Annotated in this window: 18 protein-coding genes and 4 tRNA genes; 12 read left to right on the top strand and 10 right to left on the bottom strand. The window is 52.6% G+C overall.

Annotated elements, in window-relative coordinates; all coding sequences use genetic code 11:
- The first annotated feature begins 37 nt into the window (after positions 1–37).
- The 5 genes from glgA (at position 38) to BQ5456_RS01830 (ending at position 7,395) form a co-directional block, all read left to right on the top strand.
- The gene (gene glgA, locus BQ5456_RS01850) at positions 38–1,243 is read left to right on the top strand and encodes a glycogen synthase (RefSeq protein ID WP_071128495.1); all 1,206 of its coding nucleotides are present in this window, start codon (positions 38–40) and stop codon (positions 1,241–1,243) included.
- A 109-nt stretch (positions 1,244–1,352) separates the two neighbouring features.
- Complete coding sequence (locus tag BQ5456_RS01845) at positions 1,353–2,141, top strand: ABC transporter ATP-binding protein (RefSeq protein ID WP_071128494.1); 789 nt, start codon at positions 1,353–1,355, stop codon at positions 2,139–2,141.
- Between the two features lie 60 nt (positions 2,142–2,201).
- Positions 2,202–3,539, top strand: a complete 1,338-nt coding sequence (locus tag BQ5456_RS01840; protein WP_071128493.1) for a glutamine synthetase family protein — start codon at positions 2,202–2,204, stop codon at positions 3,537–3,539.
- A 2-nt stretch (positions 3,540–3,541) separates the two neighbouring features.
- The gene (locus BQ5456_RS01835) at positions 3,542–6,676 is read left to right on the top strand and encodes a bifunctional [glutamine synthetase] adenylyltransferase/[glutamine synthetase]-adenylyl-L-tyrosine phosphorylase (protein ID WP_071128492.1); all 3,135 of its coding nucleotides are present in this window, start codon (positions 3,542–3,544) and stop codon (positions 6,674–6,676) included.
- Positions 6,677–6,687: 11 nt separating this feature from the next.
- Entirely contained in the window at positions 6,688–7,395 is a 708-nt protein-coding gene (locus BQ5456_RS01830) for a histidine phosphatase family protein (RefSeq protein ID WP_071128491.1), read from the top strand.
- A gap of 52 nt (positions 7,396–7,447) precedes the next feature.
- On the opposite strand, the gene BQ5456_RS01825 is transcribed toward BQ5456_RS01830, so the two are convergent.
- Complete coding sequence (locus BQ5456_RS01825; protein WP_071128490.1) at positions 7,448–8,152, bottom strand: DUF4191 domain-containing protein; 705 nt, start codon at positions 8,150–8,152, stop codon at positions 7,448–7,450.
- A gap of 135 nt (positions 8,153–8,287) precedes the next feature.
- Here BQ5456_RS01825 and BQ5456_RS01820 point away from each other — a divergent pair, with 135 nt between their 5' ends.
- Positions 8,288–9,184 carry a hypothetical protein gene (locus tag BQ5456_RS01820; RefSeq protein ID WP_071128489.1) on the top strand — a complete coding sequence of 299 codons (897 nt, stop codon included), beginning with the start codon at positions 8,288–8,290 and terminating at the stop codon, positions 9,182–9,184.
- Between the two features lie 62 nt (positions 9,185–9,246).
- Here the strand turns inward: BQ5456_RS01820 and BQ5456_RS01815 are convergent, their stop codons facing one another.
- The gene (locus tag BQ5456_RS01815; RefSeq protein WP_071128488.1) at positions 9,247–11,565 is read right to left on the bottom strand and encodes a BCCT family transporter; all 2,319 of its coding nucleotides are present in this window, start codon (positions 11,563–11,565) and stop codon (positions 9,247–9,249) included.
- A gap of 91 nt (positions 11,566–11,656) precedes the next feature.
- Positions 11,657–12,562: an SPFH domain-containing protein gene (locus tag BQ5456_RS01810; RefSeq protein ID WP_071128487.1), complete on the bottom strand. Its 906-nt coding sequence runs from the start codon at positions 12,560–12,562 to the stop codon at positions 11,657–11,659.
- 229 nt (positions 12,563–12,791) lie between these two features.
- Between BQ5456_RS01810 and BQ5456_RS01805 the strand changes: the two genes are divergently transcribed.
- The 3 genes from BQ5456_RS01805 (at position 12,792) to BQ5456_RS01795 (ending at position 13,051) form a co-directional block, all read left to right on the top strand.
- Positions 12,792–12,864, top strand: a tRNA-Gly gene (locus BQ5456_RS01805).
- A 41-nt stretch (positions 12,865–12,905) separates the two neighbouring features.
- Positions 12,906–12,976 (top strand) — tRNA-Cys (locus tag BQ5456_RS01800).
- 1 nt (position 12,977) lies between these two features.
- Positions 12,978–13,051 (top strand) — tRNA-Val (locus tag BQ5456_RS01795).
- A 63-nt stretch (positions 13,052–13,114) separates the two neighbouring features.
- Here BQ5456_RS01795 and BQ5456_RS01790 read toward each other — a convergent pair.
- From BQ5456_RS01790 to BQ5456_RS01765, 6 genes are all read right to left on the bottom strand, one after another.
- Positions 13,115–14,071, bottom strand: a complete 957-nt coding sequence (locus tag BQ5456_RS01790; protein ID WP_159428746.1) for a hypothetical protein — start codon at positions 14,069–14,071, stop codon at positions 13,115–13,117.
- Positions 14,072–14,116: 45 nt separating this feature from the next.
- Positions 14,117–14,848 carry a TorD/DmsD family molecular chaperone gene (locus BQ5456_RS01785; RefSeq protein ID WP_071128485.1) on the bottom strand — a complete coding sequence of 244 codons (732 nt, stop codon included), beginning with the start codon at positions 14,846–14,848 and terminating at the stop codon, positions 14,117–14,119.
- Between the two features lie 10 nt (positions 14,849–14,858).
- Positions 14,859–15,872: a dimethyl sulfoxide reductase anchor subunit family protein gene (locus BQ5456_RS01780; protein ID WP_083378294.1), complete on the bottom strand. Its 1,014-nt coding sequence runs from the start codon at positions 15,870–15,872 to the stop codon at positions 14,859–14,861.
- 40 nt (positions 15,873–15,912) lie between these two features.
- On the bottom strand, positions 15,913–16,599 hold the full coding sequence (locus BQ5456_RS01775; protein WP_071128484.1) for a DMSO/selenate family reductase complex B subunit: 687 nt from the start codon (positions 16,597–16,599) through the stop codon (positions 15,913–15,915).
- Positions 16,600–16,795: 196 nt separating this feature from the next.
- Positions 16,796–17,146, bottom strand: coding sequence for a twin-arginine translocase TatA/TatE family subunit (locus BQ5456_RS01770; protein ID WP_071128483.1), 351 nt, complete (start codon positions 17,144–17,146; stop codon positions 16,796–16,798).
- A 39-nt stretch (positions 17,147–17,185) separates the two neighbouring features.
- On the bottom strand, positions 17,186–19,756 hold the full coding sequence (locus tag BQ5456_RS01765; protein WP_071128482.1) for a DMSO/selenate family reductase complex A subunit: 2,571 nt from the start codon (positions 19,754–19,756) through the stop codon (positions 17,186–17,188).
- A gap of 311 nt (positions 19,757–20,067) precedes the next feature.
- On the opposite strand from BQ5456_RS01765, the gene BQ5456_RS01760 reads away from it, so the two are divergent.
- Positions 20,068–20,883 (top strand): alpha/beta fold hydrolase, encoded by an 816-nt coding sequence (locus BQ5456_RS01760; RefSeq protein WP_071128481.1) that lies wholly within the window; start codon positions 20,068–20,070, stop codon positions 20,881–20,883.
- A gap of 54 nt (positions 20,884–20,937) precedes the next feature.
- Here the strand turns inward: BQ5456_RS01760 and BQ5456_RS01755 are convergent.
- A tRNA-Leu gene (locus BQ5456_RS01755) sits at positions 20,938–21,028 on the bottom strand.
- A gap of 143 nt (positions 21,029–21,171) precedes the next feature.
- On the opposite strand from BQ5456_RS01755, the gene BQ5456_RS01750 reads away from it, so the two are divergent.
- Both BQ5456_RS01750 and BQ5456_RS01745 read left to right on the top strand, forming a co-directional pair.
- Complete coding sequence (locus tag BQ5456_RS01750; RefSeq protein ID WP_071128480.1) at positions 21,172–21,900, top strand: HAD family hydrolase; 729 nt, start codon at positions 21,172–21,174, stop codon at positions 21,898–21,900.
- Between the two features lie 18 nt (positions 21,901–21,918).
- Positions 21,919–22,431 (top strand): nucleoside triphosphate pyrophosphohydrolase family protein, encoded by a 513-nt coding sequence (locus BQ5456_RS01745; RefSeq protein WP_235858514.1) that lies wholly within the window; start codon positions 21,919–21,921, stop codon positions 22,429–22,431.
- The last annotated feature ends 98 nt before the right edge of the window (positions 22,432–22,529 follow it).

The following is a 22,529-nucleotide window of genomic DNA, read 5'->3' as shown; positions in this document are numbered from 1 at the left end:
AGCAGATTTAAAGGTCACCTAGGAAAGGATCCTCAAAATGCGTGTCGATTTGTTAAGCCGCGAGTACCCACCTCATGTTTATGGCGGAGCTGGCGTCCACGTCACTGAGCTGGCGAAGGTGTTAGCGGAAAGAATTGAGGTGGGAGTGCATTGCTTCGACGGTCCGCGCCCCGATAACGGCGGAAAAATTCGGGTACAGGGATACGACTATTGTCGAAAGCAGGATGGGGATAATGCCGCCCTGCGTACCCTGGGAATCGACTTGCAGATGGCGCAACACTGTGACCAGGCTGACCTGGTGCATTCTCATACCTGGTACGCCAATATGGCCGGTCACTGGGCAAAGAAACTCTACGAAATCCCGCATGTGGTGACTGCCCACTCCTTGGAACCGCTGCGACCTTGGAAACGCGAACAACTAGGCGGAGGATATAATCTTTCCTCCTGGGCAGAAGAAACCGCTTATCTGGCAGCCGACGCGGTGGTAGGGGTTTCCCATGGGATGAAGGAAGATATTTTACGGGCTTACCCGCAGATAGATCCGGATAAAGTCCACGTTATCCATAATGGCTTGGATCTAACCGATTGGGCGCTGCCTACTGACCAGGAGGCGGTTGCCCAAACTCTGGCTAAACATGGGATTAACCCCGAGATACCGACGGTGGTGTTCGTAGGGCGGATAACTAGACAAAAAGGGCTGCCGCACTTCTTGCAGGCAATCGAGCAGATTCCGGCAGATTCGCAAGTGGTGTTGTGTGCCGGGGCTCCAGATACCCCAGAGATTGAAAAAGAAGTTCGGGAACTGGTAGCGGGGCTATCGGCTCGGCGCAGCGGGATTATATGGATTGAAGAAATGCTCCCGCACGATCAGCTAGTAAACATCTTGTCTGCGGCTCATGTGTTTGTTACTCCTTCGATATACGAACCAATGGGAATAGTAAATCTCGAGGCCGCCGCCATGGAACTGCCGGTAGTGGGCACCGCCACCGGAGGGATTCCCGATTGCATTGCCGAGGGTGAAACCGGGTATTTAGTGCCGATTGAACAACTAACTGACGGCAGCGGCACCCCCACGAATCCCGATAAATTCCATCGGGATATGGCGGAGCGGATTACCACCCTGCTTGAGAATCCTGAGCTAGCCAAGAAAATGGGTAAAGCCGGACGTAAGCGGGTGGAAGAAAAATTCTCTTGGCAGACAGTTGCAGATAAAACTGTGGAACTGTACCGCTCCCTCCTATAAAGCAAATAGGCAGGTAAAAGGGTAATAGCTGCGGCGGGGGGGGCGAGCATTTTGGGGAAGATGCTCGCCCCCGCCACTATCTGTTGGCACACTGGTTAAGATGGGACGTATGGATACTCTGCTCCGATTGCAACACGTTAGTTTTATACGTGGGGGAAACCCCATACTGCAGGATGTTTCCTTCCAAACCGAACTAGGAGAGAACTGGGTAATCCTAGGCCCCAATGGAGCAGGAAAAACTACTCTGATAGCCATCCTGGCAGCTCGCAGCTATCCCTCTAGCGGGGAAGCAGAGATTTTAGGAGAGCGATTGGGTGCAGTCCCGGTGCAACAACTGCATGAACGGGTGGGGCTGTGTTCTACTGCGGCGTTGCGGGTAATCCCGGGGTCGCAAACTGTGAAGGCACTAATCCTATCGGCTGCTTATGGCACTATGGTGCGCGGACGGGATCAAGATTTTGAGGATATCGACTATCAACGCCGCAGTAATCTGATGGAGTTATTCGGGGTAGCATCTCTGCAAGACCGCAGGTTGTCCACGCTTTCTGACGGGGAACGCCAGCGGGTGCTGATTGCCCGCGCCCTGATGGCGGATCCAGAAATCTTGCTTCTGGATGAACCGGTAGCGGGGGTGGATCTGCAGGCACGTGAACTATTGCTTTCCGCCCTGGATGAACTCAGCTCGGATCCAAAGTCTCCCCAGATAGTAATGGTCACCCACCATTTAGAAGAAATACCGGCAACTTTTAACCGCGCCGCCTTGATGAAGGAAGGAAGAATTATGGCTAGCGGCGAGATTAACCAGGTGCTGACCAGTGAAAATCTCTCGGATTCATTCAGTTTGCCGCTCAAGTGTGGACGCAGCGGCGATGGACGTTGGTGGGCGCACGCCCAGTAGCTAGCCATACTAGAACTAATAACTTAAGCCCCAAAAACCGGTTGACAGTAAGGAAGAATTGTGGATTCAGCGCAAGAGGAAGTACTACAAAAAATTGCGGAACTGGGAGTAAAATTCATTCGCCTTTGGTTTACCGATGTATCTGGCTCCCTAAAGTCGGTGGCGATTGACCCCGCCGAATTAGAAGACGCCTTCAACGAGGGGATCGGCTTCGATGGTTCCGCCATCGAGGGCTTTACCAGGGTGTACGAATCCGATATGCTGCTGCGGCCGGATGCCTCCACTTTCCAAATTTTGCCCTGGCGGGGCGAGGATGCCGAAGTCGGACGGATGTTTTGCGATGTTTATACCCCGGATCTGCAGCCTGCTCGTTCTGATCCTCGCCGGGTATTAGAGCGACAATTGGAACGTGCCGCAGATCTGGGTTTCACTTTTAACATTCACCCCGAAATCGAGTTTTACCTGCTAGAGCCACCCACCTCCTTAGATGAACCCCTGCGACCTATTGACAATGCCTCCTACTTTGATCATGTGCCTAATGGCGGGGATAACTCTTTTAGGCGCCGGGCAGTGGCAATGCTGGAAGAAATGGGAATCTCGGTAGAGTTTTCGCATCACGAAAACGGTCCGGGACAAAATGAAATCGACCTGCGTGCCTCCGATGCCCTGACCGGATCCGATAACATCATGACTTTCCGGATCCTAATCGAAGAGATCGCGATGCAAGACAATATGGTGGCCACCTTTATGCCTAAGCCTATGGCGGGTGAGGCGGGCAGCGGAATGCACACCCATGTATCACTTTTCGAGGGGGAACAAAACGCTTTTTACGATGCCTCCAGCGATATTTATCAGCTCTCTGCCACCGGTCAGGCTTTTACTGCCGGGCTGCTTGCCCATGCCCGCGAATACTCAGCAATAGTAAACCAACACGTCAACTCGTATAAACGCCTTTGGGGAGGCTCAGAGGCGCCCTCCTATATTTGTTGGGGACACAATAACCGTTCAGCGCTGGTGCGGGTGCCGCTCTATAAACCAGAAAAAGCCGGTGATGCCCGCATCGAATATCGCGGCACCGATCCAGCCGCTAATCCCTATTTAGCTTATGCGGCACTGCTGGCTGCCGGGCTAGACGGGATTGAAAAAGAAATGAAACTCCCCCTAGAAACCGAGGACGATGTCTGGCAACTATCGGATCAAGAACGCCGGGCGCAAGGAATCCCCGCCCTGCCCCTAACCTTGGAAGAAGCCATCATGGAGCTACGCAAATCCGAGTTTATGGCCAACGTACTGGGAGAGGAAGTTTTCGCTTATGTGCTGCGCAATAAAGAGCGGGAGTGGCGCGAGTATTCGGCGCAAATCACGCGGGGAGAACTGGCAAAGTTCTTGCGAGTATAGTCATGGTCAGGAAAGTTACTCTTGCTTCCCGCCTGCGTTCTTGCGGGGTTACGGAAGTTGCGCGCGCGGAAAGCTGGATAAGCAGCCCAACTTTTGTCCCGCTGGTACAAAATGAAGATTTTTGGCGGGAACTGGGGGCTTCTGCCTGTCCTGACCAGGTATTACTGTGTTTAACGAACCTTTTAGAGGCAGGGGAGGATACCGGGAAATACCTGGCAGAAAATCCCCGCCAGCGCGCCCTGGTGATAGCTATTTGCGGAGTTTGCCGGTTTGCGGGCGATTACCTGGTTTCTCACCCCCAGATTCTTCCGCGCTTGCAGGTGGCGGATCAAGATAGCTATTGGGATGGCAACCGCTACCTGGTTGCCCAAGAACTAGATTTAATTGCTCGCTACCGCACCCGGGTGCGCCAAGAAATATTGCAGGCGGTGCAGGCTAAGGAAATCCGGAAAGATACCTGGCTCGCAGGCGAAAGCGACCTTAATGATCTGCGGCGTGCCTATCGCGCTCAGCTGCTACAAATCATCGCTGAGGATGCCTTGCACCCCAATCCGCTAGCTTTCTTTTCGGTAGTGGCCGGCAAGCTGAGCGCCCTTACTGACGCGACTTTAGAGGGCGCCCTCGCCCTCGCCCGCGCAAAATATGACCCGGAAGGAAAAGCTGATTTTGCGGTGATTGCCCTGGGAAAAACCGGGGCAGGGGAACTCAACTATCACAGCGATATTGACCTAATATACGTGGCTGAGCCCTGCGAAAATAGCACTCTAAATGAAGAACAGGCTCTGAAAGTGGCTTCTCGCTTGGCAATCGGGATTTCCCAGGCTTGTTGCGGACCAGGAATTGAGATGCCACTGTGGCCCATAGATTTAGCTCTGCGCCCGGAGGGGCAAGATGGAGTCACCTGTCGCACGGTAGCTGCGCACGCCAAGTATTACCAGAAATGGGCAAAAACCTGGGAGTTTCAGGCACTATTAAAGGCACGCCCTGCCGCCGGATCCTCCCGGGTAGGAGAAGCCTATATGCAGGCAGTATGGCCTCTGGTATGGACGGCAGTCGAGCGGGAAGACTTTTTTAGTGACACCCGCGCAATGCGTATTCGGGTAGAAGAATCGATCCCTAGCCCTACAGCTGGCCGGGAATTAAAACTGGGGCCCGGGGGGCTACGTGATGTAGAGTTCTCGGTGCAGTTGATGCAAATGGTGCATGGTCGCACTGATGAAAGCCTGCATGTGCGCCCCACTTTGCAGGCGTTAGATGCTCTGGTTCAAGGCGGTTATATTGGTCGGGAATCCGCCCGGCAATTGGCGGATGCTTACCGCTTCTTGCGGGTAGTGGAACACCGGATGCAAATGCAGCGGATGTCGCGCACCCACCTATTCCCACAAAACCCCGAAGACGAACGCCGGATTGGCAGATCGCTGGGGATAGAGCGTTTTGGTAAAAGCGGGGAACTAACCAGCTACTGGGAAAAACTTAAGCCCCAAATCCGCGCCCTACAACAAGATATTTTTTATCGTCCCCTGCTTCCGGCAACTGCGGGGCTTTCAAAAGAAGAGGCTGCTCTAAATCCGCAGGCCGCCGCTGATCGCCTGCGCCTGGCCGGATACCGGGATACGCGCGGAGCCCTGGGGCATATCGCCGCTTTGACCGCGGGGGTGTCTCGCCGCAGCCAAATCCAGCGCCATATTTTGCCGGTGTTGCTGGATTGGTTGGCGGAAGGACCTTCCCCAGATGCGGGGCTGCTGCGTTTTCGCCGCCTCTCGGAGTCAATCGGGAAATCGCACTGGTATATGGGGCTGCTGCGTGACTCTTCCCGGGTAGCTCACCGTCTGTGTACTATTTTGTCGCTCAGCCCCTATATCGCGGAGCGTCTGGAACATGTACCGGAGGCGGTGCAATGGCTAGATGATGATGAAAAACTCGCTACCCGCAGTTTTAAGCAACTTTATGCAGAGATGGAGGCACTTTCCCGACGGCACCAGGACACCGCAGCTGCAGTAGATCTGATTCGCCAAACCCGGGGACGGGAATTGTTGCGTTGCGCTCTGCGAGATGTAATCAATCATTTAGATCCTATTTCTGCCCAGGCAGCAATCACCGATATTAACGATGCAACTATTGCCGCCGTCAGCCAAGTGATAATGCGCGAAATTGCGGAAAAAGAAGAGGCGGTACCGCGTATTGCCTTGGTAGCTATGGGCAGGGGCGGTGGCCGCGAATCCGCCTACGCTTCTGATGCCGACCTGTTGGTGGTGCATTCACCGCTGTTGGATCCGCTATGGTCTGCGCCCGGGTTGGTAGAAAATGTGCCTGCTCCGGTCTTTGGGAATTCCCCCGCAGCTACCTCTTTGCGCACTAACGCGAAGCTACCTGCCCCCGAAGCCTCCCGGATAGCAGTCTTGTTCGCTACGCGACTGCAAGAAGAAATGAACCGACCAGCGACAGCTCCCAGTTTGAAAGTTGACTACGGGCTTCGTCCCGAGGGCGAGGATGGGGTCATTTCGCGTTCCCTGGACGCCTTACGCGACTACTATGAACGTTGGGCGGAACCTTGGGAATTGCAGGCATTGTTGCGAGCCCGCGCCTTTTGGGGCGACCAGGATTTAATGGAGCGTTTTAGCAAAACTATTGACCCGCTGCGCTATGAGCGTCCCATTGATGAGGGCGGGATTCGGCAAATCCGGCTACTGAAAGCCCGGATGGAAAACGAGCGAGTTCCCGGCGGTCAAGACTCCTCCCTGCACGTAAAACTAGGCCCCGGGGGACTTAGCGATGTGGAGTGGGTAGCCCAATTGCTGCAGATGCAGGGGGCAGATTCCTGCCCGGATCTGCGGGTAACCGGCACTTTGCAAGCTCTGGCGGTAGCCACGGGGCAAGGAATGCTATCGGAAACAGATCGCGATGCCCTGGTAGCAGCCTGGATGTTAGGATGCCGGATTCGTTGCGGTAATGTGCTGGTCACTAACCGGATGAGTGGTAATAAATTGGACTATTTACCGACTGCGGCTGCCCCGGCTCACGCCTTGGCACGCCTGCTGGGCTATCCGCTAGGTAAAGAGAACGATTTGCGGGAAGACTATTTACGCCGGGCGCGCCGGGCGCGGGCAGTGATGGAACGGGTCTTTTACAACTCCTAAGAAAGGAAACTATGAAACTGGTTTTGATGCGACACGGGCAAACTAACGCTAACATTTCTGGCGCCCTGGACACTGCTGAGCCAGGCGCCCCGCTGAACCCCGAGGGGCTGCGTCAGGCGCGTGCGGCGCTAAAAACCTGGGAACAGCTTCACCTGCCAGATCCCCAGCTGATTGTGACTTCGAATCTGATTCGTACCCACCAAACTGCCCAGCCTTTAGAAGAACGATTCGGACTAACCCGAGTACAAAGCGGCGATGCCAATGAGGTGCAGGCAGGAAAGCTGGAAATGGCTACCGATATGACCTCGGTAGAGCAGTACGTAAGTACTATTGGCGCCTGGATGCAGGGCGATACCCAAGTAAGAATGGAGGGTGGGGAAAGCGGCGCAGAAACTTTAGCGCGTTTTAACCGGGTGGTGGCAGTGACTGCCGACAAGGTGGGCGCGGACGGCTGCGCAGTGATTGTGGCGCATGGAGCCATCATTCGTTACTGGTCCTATATGAACACCCCGGAAATTACTTTTGCCCTGGCAGCTACCAAACCGGTTTCGAATGCTTCTCTGACGGTTTTTGAGGGCGAGCCGGGGAATTTTTCCGCCCGTATCTGGTCTTCACGTCCCGTAGGGGATTGGGAAGTTGATGAGAGCGTCACCGAGTTGCGTCCTTCGAAAGCACTCTTAGACAAGGTGCTGGGCACTCCTCAGGAAAACGCCAAGTAACCAGGTGTTTCTTGCTGAGTTAGCGTTTCGAGGCGAAGCAGACCCGCAGCTACTATTTTCCGCGGAACATCCGGCGATTCATTTTTGCCTTAGCCGGATCCACCCCGCCGGGGAGGCGATAGGCCTTATTTTGTAAAGACTGCAAGCGTTGCCCCACAATCGGAACTTCGTCCTTGCCGATTTCTTTCTTCAAGCGGTTAATGGTTTTCAGCAGCTTCCCGATGGGAACTTGATTTTTCCCCTGCCCCGACTGGATTTTATGGATAGGTACCGAGGGGGCAACCCGATGGCATTTGCGCTCTTGGTCATTGAGTAGTTCGCTAACGCGTGAGGAGGGGCCTTCCGAAATAAGCACAATTCCGGGTCGTCCTACCAGACGATAAACCAAGTCTTGTTTACGGTTAATAGCTACCGGTTCTTGCTCAACAATCCAGCCGCGTTTGATAGAACGCAAAACTGCATAAACATTACCTTTAACCCCCTCTAGCTGCTTATACATGGCGCTATTGGCCAGACGCGTTAGCAGGGTGGTGGCCAGCAACATCCCCAGCGAGAGTCCGACAATTACGTAAAAGATGCTGCGCCCGACACTGAAGGGAACCAGAAAGCAGATTATCAACACGATGAGGGGAACTGACAGCAGGGCAGCCAGCATCGCCCACCCAATCCAGGAATAGCTGCGTTTAGTTACGCGGTAAACATCCGCGATGTTGTTCCACCAGTGTTTTTTCTTCTGCGGGTTATTTTGTGTAGCCATGATGCCTTAAGCCTATCGAAAAACTCGCTAAAACGTATATTGAGAACTTGTCCCCAGGCAAAGGGCAAGGAAAACAAAACTGGTAACTGTGGAAAATAAGATGACAAAAACTCTCAGGAAGAGTTGGGTGAAGTCATGGGAACGAAATGTGTCTTAAAAACAGCTGGAGATCCCCCGGGGTATCGGAAAAAGATAATCGAAGCGCAGACGGGTAACAATTGGGTGGCAGTTCCGGTAGCAGAGGAAGTTGTTCCGGTATTGCAACTGATAGTGCCGTGCGGAAAAACTTCTTTTCCCTGTCCTCATTTGATTAAGGATGAGCAAGGGAAAAATTGGTTAGTACGTCCCTTTATGTACTTGGGTGAGGGCGCACAACATGATTTAGAGATACCCCGGACAGGTGCATGCGTGGCAGGGGCGGTTCTGCCTGCCAGGGGACAGGTGTCGCAGCTAGCGGCGTTTCCTGCGGAAAAAACGCTGAAAGAGCAGCAAACTGGGTTTGATAATACGGTTTTAGTTAGCGATGCCTTTCAGTTAGCCCCAAAACGAAGCAGGCAAATCACCGCTTCCGGTGCAGAAAAGGTTGCGGCTATAAGTCGTGCGCCGCAGGCAGCGGGTAAACCAAAAAATCCGCAGATAAACCTGATGGTGCCTAAAAAAACTTTGTCTTTTTCAGCTCCCAAGTTGGCTGCTTTTGCTTCGGTTTTTGCTCCCGCGCAGGATCAAGAAAATCCCGCTCCCGCGCCCTCGGCAAAGGCGGGTTGTTACCGGCCGGACAATTCCCCTGCGGCGTTAGCGGAACCGGCAGGGGAAACAGCGGAAACTTATCTAGCTGAACCTGCCTGGAAAAGGTTAAAGGCTAAAGCGACTAAGAAAGGAACTGGCGATTTCGGTGAAGCAGCAAAAACTGCCGGTATTGAGATTATTACCGCCCCGCCCGCCGCCTGGAAACTATGGATGCGCCGGTTGCTTCCCGCGGTATCGATAGCGTTACTAGCGGCAGGGTCCTGGCAGCTGGTGGGTAGTTTATAGCCGCAATCCGCGAAAAATTGCATTCCCGCAGTCAGCAGCCGGTAACCAGGGAAACCTAGCCGTTAATTATTGGTCTCCTCGGTAGTCTCTTTTTCGGATTCTTCCTCGGCAGTGTCCTCTACGCTTTCCCAGGGAACTGGGTCACCGGCGGCATCCTCGTAGGTTTCATCTTCCTCATTCCAGTACACCGGGTTACCTTGCTTGTCCAGATAGGTTTGAGAAGCGTAGTCGTAGTCGATGGGATTGCCTTCCGTGTCGGTACGCCGATACCATTCGGTAACCTCCGGTGTAGTGTAATCAAAATCTGCGCCCGCACCCTCTCCTTCTTTAGTGGGTACTACTACGATCTTGAAATCATCTCCGTAACGTTTGAGCCCCCCAACCACTGCTTTAGAAAGGGCTGAGCGTTCAAAGTTACGCCTGATGGTGAAGGGATCGCGAGATAAATCCCGTAGCAGCGCAAAAATCATTCCCGCTATGATAATCGCGAAAGGTAGGGAAGCCACGATAATCAAGTTTTGCATCCCTTGCAGGGCGTCTTGCCCACCTACCAGCATCCCCACTACGGCGATACCGGCCAGACAGAGCCCCCAAAATACCGTGATTTTCCGGTCGGGAACTGGTTTACCCTGTTGGGATAGAGAACCCATTACCACCGAGGCGGAATCGGCGGAAGTCACGAAGAAAATCGCTAAACAAAACATGGCTATCAGAGAAGTGATTTTTGTCAGTGGTAGCTCCTGCAAAAGGGCAAATAACATTACTTCCGCGCCTTCCTGCAAGGGCATATCCGCTCCATGAATCTGCAGATACATGGTGGTTCCCCCGTAGATACAAAATGAAATCAGGCAAACCAAGGTGGGCGCCAGTAAAACTCCAGTCACGAATTGACGCAGCGTGCGTCCGCGAGAAATTCGGGCGATAAATAGCCCTACGAAGGGAGACCAAGAAATCCACCATGCCCAGTAGAACACGGTCCAGGTGGAGGCAAATTCAGCGGCTTGCGGCCCGTAGGAGGGGGAGGTCGCTAGCAAGCCGAATAGGTCAGAAAGATAGTTCATCAACGTGGAAGGAATCAGATTCAAGATGAACACCGTGGGGCCGGCAAAGAAAATAAAGGCCATTAAGCAGAAGGCTAGTCCCATGTTGATATTGGAAAGCATCCGGATACCCCGGGAAATCCCGGAAACCGCTGAAGCAATAAACGCCGCGGTCAGCAGGGAAATAATGATTATTAAGCCCGCGTTACCGATTTTGCCAATCCCCGAAACTAATTCCAGACCTCGGGTAATCTGCATAGCGCCCATCCCTAAGGAGGCGCAGGTGCCGAACAGGGTAGCGGTAATCGCCAGCATATCGATTACTTGCCCCACTCCTCCCTGGGCAAACTTGTGCCCCAGTAAAGGAGAGAAAATCGAGGAAATTAGGGGAACCCGTCCCCGTCGGTAGGTGCCGTAGGCGATGGCACATCCTACCAGGGCGTAGATTGCCCAAGCATTTAGTCCCCAATGCAGCATCGTTTGTGACATGGCATCATTTAGAGCCTGATAGCTGCCAGGTTTAGCGCTGGAGTGCGGGGCGGGAGAGGTGAAATAAATCATCGGCTCGTAGGGGCCAAAAAATAGCAGACCGATTCCCATACCGGCACTAAACATCATGGCTATCCAAGAACCGTAAGAGTATTCGGGTTCCTCGTTATCGCGACCCAAAGGAATATTTCCATAGCGAGAAAGTCCCACGAACAGCATAAACAGTAAAATCACGGCTGCCAGAATAGAAAATAGCCAACCGGTATTGTCTACCACCCACTGCAACGCCACATCAGAAACTGCGCGCAGGGAATCGGTAGAGATTAGTCCCCAAAGGATAAAAGCTAACACTAACGTCCCGGTACACAAGAACACTACTTTATCGGTGCGATATTTGATGATCTGTTCGTCAATCGCAATTCCGCGCACCAAGCCGGGGTGCATACCATGCGGATAAGGTACCTTGTGCAACAGATTTTGGGTCTGCTCTCGGGCAATCTGGGTTCCGCGCCGCCAGGCACTGGCCGCTGTCGGAGGATTTGTACCTGCTGCGCTGCGATCACTATCCGGGTTGCTCGCGGCTGCAACTGTTGGGCTGGTACTGCTTACTTCGGATTTTTCAAGTTCAGCTGAAACTTTGTTGGCCAGCGCCTGCCGTAAATGTTGGGTGCGGGAAGCAACAATGTGGGCTCGTTCAGGATCGCTTTGCTCTAAGTGCGAAATCCGACGATCATATTTTTCTAAGAGGATGCGTAATTCTTCGCCGCGTCCGTGGCGTCTGCCCTGGTGAAACCCAGTTCTCTTCGGAAAGTTCTGTTCTGGTGGAATCGGTTCTTGCTGGTGTTTTTTCATCATACTTATTCTTAATACTTAGTTATATTGTCATCTTCGTAGGGAACAGAGTCGTTATCCAGCGTACCCCGAGCGCGGGTTTAAGTCAGATTTATTGTCCGGCAGCTTTGAGACCGGCAACTAGGGAAGTGCGGATTTCCTCCATAGTATTGGTGACCCCAGTGGGATTAGCGGGCAGCATTAAGGTTTGGGTATTAGAAGATTTGGCTACCTCTGCCAAAGTATCAAAATACTGGGTCATCAATAAAATCTGTTGCGCCTGGTCGCCGATGCCGGCATCGCGTAAGGATTCGTATTGTTCTACTAAGCCTTCTACAATGGCGCGACGCTGCAAAGCGATACCTTCACCTTGTAGGCGCTTGGATTCCGCATCCGCCTCTGCCTGTTTTACCAGTTTGATTTTATCGGCTTCTGCCAGCTGGATTGCGGCTTCCCGTTCGCGCTGGGCAGCGTTAATAGAGTTCATGGAATCCCGTACCCGCTTATCCGGATTAATGTCGGTGACCAGCGAGTTCACGATTCTAAAGCCGTAGCGCGCCATCTGTTCTCCCAAAGAAATCTCAATTTCTTGCGCGATAGTGTCTTTGGAAGAAAAGGCCTCATCCAGGTTTAACTGAGAAAGGGAAGAACGTATCCGGTCAAATACATAAGAGGTAATCTGTTGGGCGGGGTTAGCCAGGGAATAGAACGAGGCCGCCGAGTCTTGCACCTGGAACTGCACCGAAACCGGGATAGCTACGAACACGTTATCTTTGGTTTTGGTTTCTACTACCAGATCCAGTTGCTGAATCCGGCGTTCCACAATTTTGGCTATCCGGTCGATAACTGGAATCTTGATGTTAAGACCAGGGGTGCAAACCCGCCGATATTTTCCGAAACGCTCAATTATGGCTTCCGTTTGTTGTTTCACGATGAAAATCGCGGAAAACAAGAAATATCCAATCAAGACTACTAGCAGTAAAAATATAATCATGCTGCTACCTAAAATACCCATCATCCGTAACTCCTCTAGAGATAATCCTGACTTGTCAGATATTTAGAGAATATCAACCCCGTTTGTGGTGCGCGCTTTGAAAACTTTCCTAGCGGCTTTCTCGGGGGAAGGACTTCGGTTTTGAAAAAGATTTATCTCGCCTAAAACGCCAGATAAACGCAGCTGTGAGCAGACCCACGCAGGCCCAGTTTGGTAAAACCGATAACTTTCCAGATATACTTTCATACGCAACGCGGATGTAGCTCAGTTGGTAGAGCATCACCTTGCCAAGGTGAGGGTCGCGAGTTCGAGTCTCGTCATCCGCTCGATTTAGAGGGCGTCGCCAAGCGCGGCGCTCTTTGATTATGGTGGGTTGGTCGAGTGGTTAGGCAGCGGCCTGCAAAGCCGTGTACACGGGTTCGAATCCCGTACCCACCTCGGGCGATTGGCGCAGCTGGTTAGCGCGTTTCCTTGACACGGAAGAGGTCGCTGGTTCGAGTCCAGTATCGCCCACTAAAGTCGCTCCAGGATTGGAGCGGCTTCTTTGTCTCTGGGGACTGCCTTTGGGGCTAACGGTTAAACCCCGCGTAGCTTGTCTTGTAGCTCTGGGGGTAGAGTCTTGAGGACCTCCTGTGGCATAGCCGCAGAAAACGGGTTTTCCTCCTGGTAGCTACAAAGTGCGCACAGCTCTCCTTCACTTGCCGGATGGGGATTTTTACAGCGTACACATTCGCGGGTTTCTTCCGAACTTTGCCGGTGCCTAAGGGCGGTGAAAACCTCTAAGGAGGCCTGGCTAGCTATTTCGGCCTCACAGTGCTGCGGGCAGTAACGCAACGCCAGGCGACACTCAGTACACAGCTGATGCCAGTCGCTACCCGCCGCATTGAGATTTAAACCTTCATTCGCGGGGCATTGGCGTACTTGTGCGTTACATTCCGGGCAACGCAACAGATGAATCAGATCTATCCGCGCCCATTTCGGCAGAAACGCATCTCTGCGGTTATCCTCCCCAGTATGCAGATTGCCGCAGGCAAGGGGGTTAGATTTTTCTTCCGAGGCAATCGAGGAGGTGTCACCAGGGCTAACTACGCGATTTTCAATCCGTTGAGTTATTGCTAAAAGATGGTAGGCCTGGAAAGTACGCCCTGCATGCGAACAACCCAAATCTAGCGGAGCGTGCGAAGAAACAGGTAGCAGCAAACGCCGGGGGAGAGGGACTGCCTCCAAGGATACTTCGCGCGGGTGACGCGCTGCTTTCTTAGGGGGGAGGTAGTTTTCCAATAGCTTCCCGAGGCGCGTCCTCGCCACTAAAAGTTTTTCTTCTAAGGCCTGCTCACATTGGGGGCAGCCAATAATTTGCAAGGTTTCGATATCGCTAGCCAATAGCTGAGCGGCCAGGTCAGCGTGAAAAGTTTCCCCCAGGCACCCGGACCAATAAAGATGGGCATCCTTTTTTCCCACGGTTATCGCCGGCAGACTCTCGCAGCTAATAACCAGGGTTTTAATCGGGTCTTGGGCGCTAATCCAGCGCAATAAAGCGGAAAAGTTACGAGGAATCAAAGTTCTAGCTGTTCTTTATTAGTGAGGACGGCGGGTAAGTTCTACAGGGACAGCGCCTAAGGAATCCCCTTGGCGGGATTGGCGTTGCCGGGGAGCTATTACCAGTTTATATCCGGCATCTAGGAGCGCCTGCTGCCACTCAGAAAGGGTCTGCCCAGCTAGTATAGATATTCCACGTAGCCAGGGAGTTTTCGCCAGCCGTGCCCCCTCAGCAAAGAAATCAGGACCCCAGCATAAAAGATGCTCACAGCTAAACTCGCGGGCAACTCCCAGAGCCTGTTTTGCCCCTGCCTCTTGACCGGCAGCAAAATCATCGGCGGCTTTCAACAAGCATTTACTTAAAAAGTCCATTTCCAGACCAATATGATCATCGGGTTCCTTGCCCAAGTGGGGAGCTTGGAACCCCATCGCCCCATAGTAGTGGCGAACTTCAATGGTTTCTTGATCGAAAACTAGACCATCCTCGCCTCGCTGCACCGATTCAAAGGGGGAAAGCTGGGCGCTACCGGTGATTCCGTAAAGCTGGTTTTGATCCGCCCATAGCTGGTATATATCCTCTTCAGAAGGATCATCGGGGAAGGAGGAACGCAACTCTGTTAGCGCCTCCTCACCCTGAGGAGTCAACGGTAGCGGCCACTGGCTAGATAGGGATAAAAATTCCTTAACTACCGAGCTGCTGGGAGGCTTTAGATGCAGCGCTCCCAGGACAGAAAAAGCAGCGGCGAAAGAATCTAGTACTTTGAGCTCCATAGGTTAATTTTTACCCCAGAAGCGTGTTGATACCGGCGCGTACCAGCCCCTCGTAATGCAGACCGCGTCCAATTAGTTCGGTAGCTACCGCTAAGACGAAAGTGACCCACAGGGTAATCACCAGGGAGCGCTGGGGGTAAGAGGTACGGGATATGTAGTTCCGCAACACCAACGCAATCAATAAAATGGTGATTACCAGCAAAACCAGCCTAATAATCAGGTAACCATGCGCCATCATATTTCGGGCAACCTGCTGCTGTACCGGACTACCCAGACCAAGCTGGGTCATAAAGAAAGCGTAAGAAACGAGAATAATTAGCCCGGCAGCAGCCGCAATCCCAGTGGTAATCCGCATAGAGCGCTTAGTTAGATCAATTAAGCCCTCCGGTAGTTTCCCGGGAGGGAATAGCCCGCGGCGCAAAGTAGCAACTAATTTTTGCCAGACATTGTGGGGCTCGCCTTGTTTTTCGCTGGCTCCCCGCAGTTTCATCCGCCAGGTAGTCAACAGCGCTATGGCCACGGCCAGGGAACCGGTAAAGAAGGCGGAGCAGAAGAAGGAAACCCACACGAACCAGGTATGCCAGGCGGGAACCGTCATGGCGAAGTAGTAAACCCCGCACATCGATACCACCAGTGACAGACCCGCTAGCGCGGTCAGGGCTGCAAATACATCTCGAACCGTGCGGCTGAAACGGTTAAACCATTGGGTGAGCGCAAAAATCAGACCGAACAGGGCGTAAAGCACCCCGGAAATCAGTTCGCGGGAGAGCCAAGATGATCCCAAATGCAACAGGGTAAAAGGAGCATGGAAAGGATCATTGAGGTGGAAGAACGCCGCAAAGAACCCCAGAAGCAGCAGGGGACCGGCCGCGTACATTCCCGCATTGGTCAGGCTGTCAATCGCGGATTTCTCTGTCCCCGCGCGCCGTCCAAGTAGTTGGATAATTCCCAGAATCCAAAACGCCCCTACTGACATTTGCGCGACAGTAGTAAAGATAATCATGGGCAGTTCGCCGATATGCATGATGCTCCTTAACCTAGCTGGTGAATATGATATTCGCTGTTTATATCTCTTTGGGACTTTGGATAATGCCGGAGCCCTTATCCCATTCCTGGGCATCGCGGTGCGGTCTGATTACCAGATGTGGATGAGTAATCGAAGGATCGGGGAGAGGAGCGATTCCGGCTTCCTGACCAAACTCTTTACGTAGAGCTTCGATCGGTCCCCAACCGAGGGCGCGAGTGGGACAAGCATCTACGCACGCCGGGTTTTGCCCCTGGCTGCGATAGTCATAGCACAAATCGCATTTCGACATGTGACCGCTGCGGGCGTCCAATTGGGGAGCGCCGTAGGGGCAAGCCCACTGGCAATAGCGGCAACCCACGCATTTAGATTGATCCACATAGACGGTGCCGTCTTCGCGCCGGGTCATGGCGGTGGTGGGACACACTTGCACACATATAGGATCTTCGCAGTGGTTGCAGGCGATAGAGGTGTAGTAACTGAAAACATTGTGGTGGAAAGTTCCGTCAGTTTCATTTACTCTCCAGGAACCACCGGTATATTCGATCACCCGCCGCCAGGACATTCCCACCGGTAAATCGTGTTTATCTTTACAAGCGATTTGGCAGGCCTTGCAACCATTGCAAAGGTTTTGGTTAAACACGAAACCGTATTTAGCGCCCTTCTTAGTTAAAGGCTCGGTTAAAGTGTTATTCCTGCCGGGAGTAGGAATCGCATCGTCGGCCATTGCGTCCTCCTTGCAAAGACTGTTGAAAAAGTGCGGCAGCCCCACTTGCTGCCTCTTTGAAAAAATTGTATGAGATTGACTGTTCTTACAGGTATTAGCGGGATTTTCCTTGATTATTAGGGCAGTTCATCATTGCTTTATTCTCCTAGGAAATCAACTAAATGCCCTTCCCTTTTTTGTATTATTTTCGCTATCTTTAATCTTTATTTTCCGTATTTAAGGAGCCGGCATTTTTTAACACCTCCCCGGATGCGCTGGCCGATTGCGCCCAGGCTTCAATTTCTTCTTGGATAGTTTCCCGAATCATTTGTTTAGGACTGTATCTAGCGAGGTTAAGATTTCGCAGCACCTTTAGATTTTCTAAATCTTCAGGAGTAAGCCCTGCGAATTCTCCGGAAGTTTCTTGCCGCAATTTGGCTGACCAGCCGCGAAAACTGGTGAGAACTTTGCGCAGAGCCGTTAGTCCCTGTGCCACGTTCTTTGGACCTAGTACCAGGGCTGCAATCACCGCCAGCACCAAGAACTCGCTTCCACTAATCCCAAACATTGCTGCTAACCTCTGTTCCCTAGCTTTTCCGCGCGCTTCCTAAGCCTTGACCACTTGCGCCAAAATAGTATGAACCCCCATACCTTTAGCAATCGGAGTTGGGTGCAGGGAGCTTAAAGTATTCACCGAACCGGCCACGTCCACCGGTTTCTTCGGATTTGCACCCGCGGGGGGAGTAACCTCCGAAGCCGGCTGGGGGTCATACCAGGCGCCCTGAGGAACCGAAATAGTTCCCGGAACAATCCGGGTAGTCACCTTCGCAGGTAGGCGCAAAGTGCCGCGTTCGTTATAGACGAACACCAAATCATCGTTCTTAATCCCGCGTTCCTCAGCATCCTTCGGATTCATCCATACGGTCTGAATATGGGCTTCTTTCAGCCAATCCACATTGCCGTAACTGGAGTGAGTCCGTGCCTTGAAGTGATGACCGATCACCTGCAGGGGATACTTCTTATTCGTGGCAGCATCCTCGGCACCCTCCCAGGTAGACAGGTGCGCGGGGATGGGGCAGATTTCGTCTCCGTCTAGGCGGGGACGAAAATCTCCGAACGTCCATTTTTTCGCCATGTTCTCTAGACGTTGGGAGTAAATTTCGATCTTGCCGCTGGGAGTCTTCAGCGGATTCGCCTGCGGGGCTTTACGGAAGTCTTCCAAGGGGATACTAGATCCCAGGTTACGGCGAACAATCCCCACTTTCTTCCACTCTTCATAAGTAGGTAGGGTGGGATCCTCAGCGCGACCGGTCTCCACGATTTCTTTCAGCCATTGCTCGCGGGTCTTACCCCCGGTGAACTTGTCTTTAACCCCGAGGCGATCGGCCAACTCGGTGCAAATATCGAAAATAGATTTACATTCATAGAGTGGTTTGATAGCTTGCTCGGAAACAATCCCGTAGGCCATCGGGGTAGCGTTCTCGCCGTGGTGGTAGTCAGATTCCTCCGAGGTAGAAGTACCGGGCAGCAGATAATCTGAATATCGGGCACTGACCGTATGCATAATGTCGCAGGTAACAATGAGTTCACACTTGGTGTCGTCCTGCAGAATCTCTACCGATTTATTGTTATCCCCAGTTTGGTTCACGACTGAGTTTGACCCGTAAGCAAAAACTGCCTTAATCGGAACTTCTAACTTGGTGTTGGTGGGATTTCCGTTGTCGTCTACCGGTACTTTCAAGGCGCGCACGCCCGGCTCTGGTTTGACTCCCACTCCGGCGTTAAATGTGTCCATCTTCGGACCGTGGTCAATAGCATCTAGCCAGCTGAAAACGGAGATAATTTTCTCCGAAGGGTTCGCTACTTCGGTGTTGAAAGTCTGGGTAATCGGTAGGGATTGTCCGCCCTCGCGCCCACCGGTGCCCCCGCCCTTAATACCGATATTCCCGGTTACGCAGGCGAGCAGGAAAACTGCGCGGGCAATGCTTTCCCCGTTAGCGTGCCGCTGCGGCCCCCAGCCTTGGGTAATGGTGCAGGGTTTAGCCAAAGCGATTTCCCGGGCGAGGCGACGAATCTCATCCGCAGGCACGCCAGTAACTCTGGCTGCCCACTCGGGGTTTTTAACCGTTTTATCTTTGCCCTTGCCCTGTAAGTAAGCCAGATAGGAGGCGTTCGCGGGGGCGCCCTCGGGCAAGTGATCCTCGTCAAAACCTAGGCAGTATTTATCTAAGAATGCCTGGTCGTGCAGGTTTTCTTCGACCATCACGTAAATCATGCCCGCGATTAGGGCCGCATCTGTGCCGGGACGCAGCGCCACCCACTCGTCTCCGAGTGCTACCGAGGTTTCCGAATAGCGAGGATCGATAACAATGGTTTTTACTCCGGATTTACGTTTCGTAGCTTGGGTGACGAAGGTTTGCCCCCCACCAGACATTCGGGTCTCTAAGGGGTTGTTACCAAACATTACCTGCAGCTTGGAGTTCGCCGCATCATCAAAGCTGTTCCCGGCGACCCATTCACCATAGAAATAGGGATACGCCTGAGTGATATTAGTGGTGGAATAGTCAGAATAGTGGTCCAAATATCCGCCGTAGAGGGAAAGCATCCGCGCCATCGGGCTGGCTTCAGGCGGCCAAGAGCAAGCCATAGTGGAACCCAAAACTCCGGTGCCGTATTGAATATAGAAACACTCGTTTCCGTACTTGGCCTTCAGAGCCTTCATCTTTTCGGCAATTTCATCGAGGGCTTGTTTCCAGGAAATTTCCACCCACTGGCCTTCCCCGCGCTTAGTGCCGGGTTTGCGTTTCATAGGCTTTTTTAAGCGATCAGGATTGTAAATCCGGTGGCGGATGGAGCGTCCGCGCGGACAGGCACGCACCTGCTGGCTGCCCAGTTCATCGTTACCGGTGTTATCGGGCAATACCCGCACCACCCGACCGTCTTTTACCTGCAGGCGCACCGGGCAACGCGAACCGCAGTTAACGGTGCAAGCCGACCAGACGGTTTTATCTACATCGGTACGTCCGGTGCCGTTAGCCACCAGTTTTCCGTTCTTGTCGGGGGAGTAGGGCGAGGGGGTGGAGCAGGCAACCAGTCCGGTAGTACTGCCAGCTATTGCCGACCATTTTAAGAAGGTACGTCGAGAAGGACGGGTATTCGCCGGTTGCACCGCTCGCATCATTTTCTCCTTGTCAAATGAATCCAATCCGCCCACGCCGACGAATCTCAACCAATTGTAGGAGGAAAATGAAAGAAAATGGGGAGATTCTGGTACCCGGTTATTTCTCCGAAAATAAGGAATAAAGGTGGTGCTTATTCCGTTTTTTCTGCTTAAACTTCTTTAGGGGTGCTTAAAATGTTGGGAATTCTTTTCCTATTTATGCAAGAGGAGACTTGCTTTTACCTAAACAGCTAGGAAATGCCTTCCTGCTCCAAAGCATATTTTCTCCATTTAGGATTGATGTCTTTGGACAGGGTTAGGCTGAGGGTATGGAAAAAATGCTTTCCTTAGCTGACGGAAGAAGTCTCTGCCTAGAGGAATTCGGGAATTCGGCAGATCCCCTGATGATTCATATCGAAGGACACGGGGCGCAGCTGGTTTCGGTTCCTGAGAGCTACTGTCAGCGTCTAGCCGGTGCGGGTTTTTACGTAATTAGGTTTGATAATCGGGACGTAGGGCGCTCCTCGCGCACCCCCTATCCTTACGATTTACGGGATATGGCTGCGGATGTGGCAGCTATGATTCGCTACTACGGGCAGGCAGCAGTGGTTACCGGGCGTTCTATGGGTGGGGCAATCGCCCAGCTGCTAGCTTTGGATTATCCGCAGCTAGTTTGCGGACTGGGGTTGTTTTTTACCTACGCGAAAAATAGCAGCCAGCTAGTAAAGCCGGTGCGGGAAGTGCCTTTTTCGAACCGCGACCAGTTCCTAGCCTGGCACTTTCGCCAGATATCCGAGATTGCGGGCTCCAAATACCCCTGGGAGGAAAAACAGCTACCGGATTTGGTGGCAGGTTGCTGGCGTCGCGGTTTTAGCTGGGAAGGATTAGAACGGCAGCGGCAAGCACTGGAACGAACCGTGCCTTGGGCTCAGCGGCTAGGAGAAATCCAAGTGCCGGTATCAATCGTCCATGGAGAGGAAGACCCAGTAATCCCGCCTGCTGCCGGGAAAGAGCTACACCGCCTGATTAAGCATTCTCGGTTGCATCTAGTTCCGGGAATGGGACACCAACAGCCAGCAGCAGCCAATGATCTGTTTATTAAAGCAACACTTGAGGCCGCAGGAATACCCGGAGAAGCCAGCTAAAAAACCTTCACTACCAGGGGTAGGGAAAAGGATAAAAAATAGCAGAAAAATCGCTGGTGCGCGGGAAGGGACTTGAACCCTCACGGCCGTTAAGTTGGCCACTAGCACCTCAAGCTAGCGCGTCTACCGATTCCGCCACCCGCGCTCGAGGACACCAGTGAGATTAGCACACCTTAGAGCCTGCAGAAAAAGCGAGGGCGAAAAAGTGAGCCGCTAAACCTGGAAAAATTTAGTTCGCGCCCAAGCTGCCTACAATAGAACCTAGCTAGACGTCCTGGGGAAGAAGAAGTGAAAGCAGTTGAAGGGGAGAAACGCAAAGCGATGGGGAAACATTATTACCAAACCGTGATTTTCGACATGGATGGCACCTTGACCGATTCCGTTCCCCTAATTACTCAGGGCGTGCAAGCGGTTATTTCCCACTACCACTTGAGCGCGCAAACCCCACAGCAGCTGAAACGGTTTGTCGGACCGCCGCTGCGAATTGGTTTCAAAAAATATCTGGATTTGCCGGAAGGTACCTTAGATGAAGCGGTAGAGGTTTATCGGCGATTTTACCGTCCGCGGATGACCCAGGTGCCACTATTTGCGGGCATAACAGAATTGCTGCAAAAACTGCACGCCAAGGGGATGAAAATCGCGGTAGCCTCCTCGAAACTGGAGGAACTAGTGCGCGAAATTGCGCGGGGAACCGGAATGAGTCCCTACCTAGATTGCATTGCCGGAACCCAAGAGAAAAGTGGAACCAGCGCCGAGAATCCCCGCGATGTTGCCAGTCCGCTAACTCGCCGCGGTAAAGAGGGAGTTATTCGTTACGCCCTAGATCAGTTGGGAATGGAAAATTCGCTAGAGCAAGTAGTGATGGTGGGAGACCGGGAAGACGACTATCAGGCGGCAAAAAATATCGGTATTGCAGTAATCGGGGTTTCTTGGGGAGCTGGTAACCGAGAGGAATTCCCGGGGGCGCCTTGGGTAACTTCGGTAGCAGAACTAAAAGCGACTTTGCTTGCAAAGTAATAAAAGAAAGGGAAAATTTTGATTAACGAGGACGCGGGCGCGCAGCCAATAGAGAATCCAGAACTTAAACACCAAATTCCAGACCCGCACCGTCCGGAAGATTTAGTGCGACAGTTTCATCAAGTCTACGGTCTGCCGATTCAACATGACCAGGCGGAAGTCGATCGCGAGCGGGTACACATGCGGATGCGTTTAATCTACGAGGAAGTTAGTGAACTTACCGGCGCGGTTTATGGGGAGCAGGCACGCCGCCTCTTGGAAAAAACTATTTCTTCTTTGCCCGATGACGGCACCCGCGACACTATCGAAACCGCCGATGCTCTCGCAGATTTGGTCTACGTAATCTATGGAATGGCTCTGGAATGCGGGATTTCGCTGCCGGCAGTCCTGCGGGAAGTGCAGGCCTCGAACCTATCGAAATTGGACTCAGAGGGCAGACCGATTTATCGCGAGGATGGAAAAGTACTCAAGGGGGAAAATTTCTTTCCTCCGAACATCAAAAAAGCGTTAAAAACTTCTATTCCTGAGTAGGATAGTTACGAAAGAGTAATTCTTTTTGATAGCGTAAGGTAGAGTAAAAACCGAAGAAACGATCTTTAGGTTGGTAACCTTTCTGTTGGCTACCCTTC

It is taken from the genome of Varibaculum massiliense, from assembly GCF_900106855.1.
In the GTDB taxonomy this organism is placed as follows: domain Bacteria; phylum Actinomycetota; class Actinomycetes; order Actinomycetales; family Actinomycetaceae; genus Varibaculum; species Varibaculum massiliense.
This window is presented reverse-complemented; position numbering and strand designations above follow the sequence as displayed.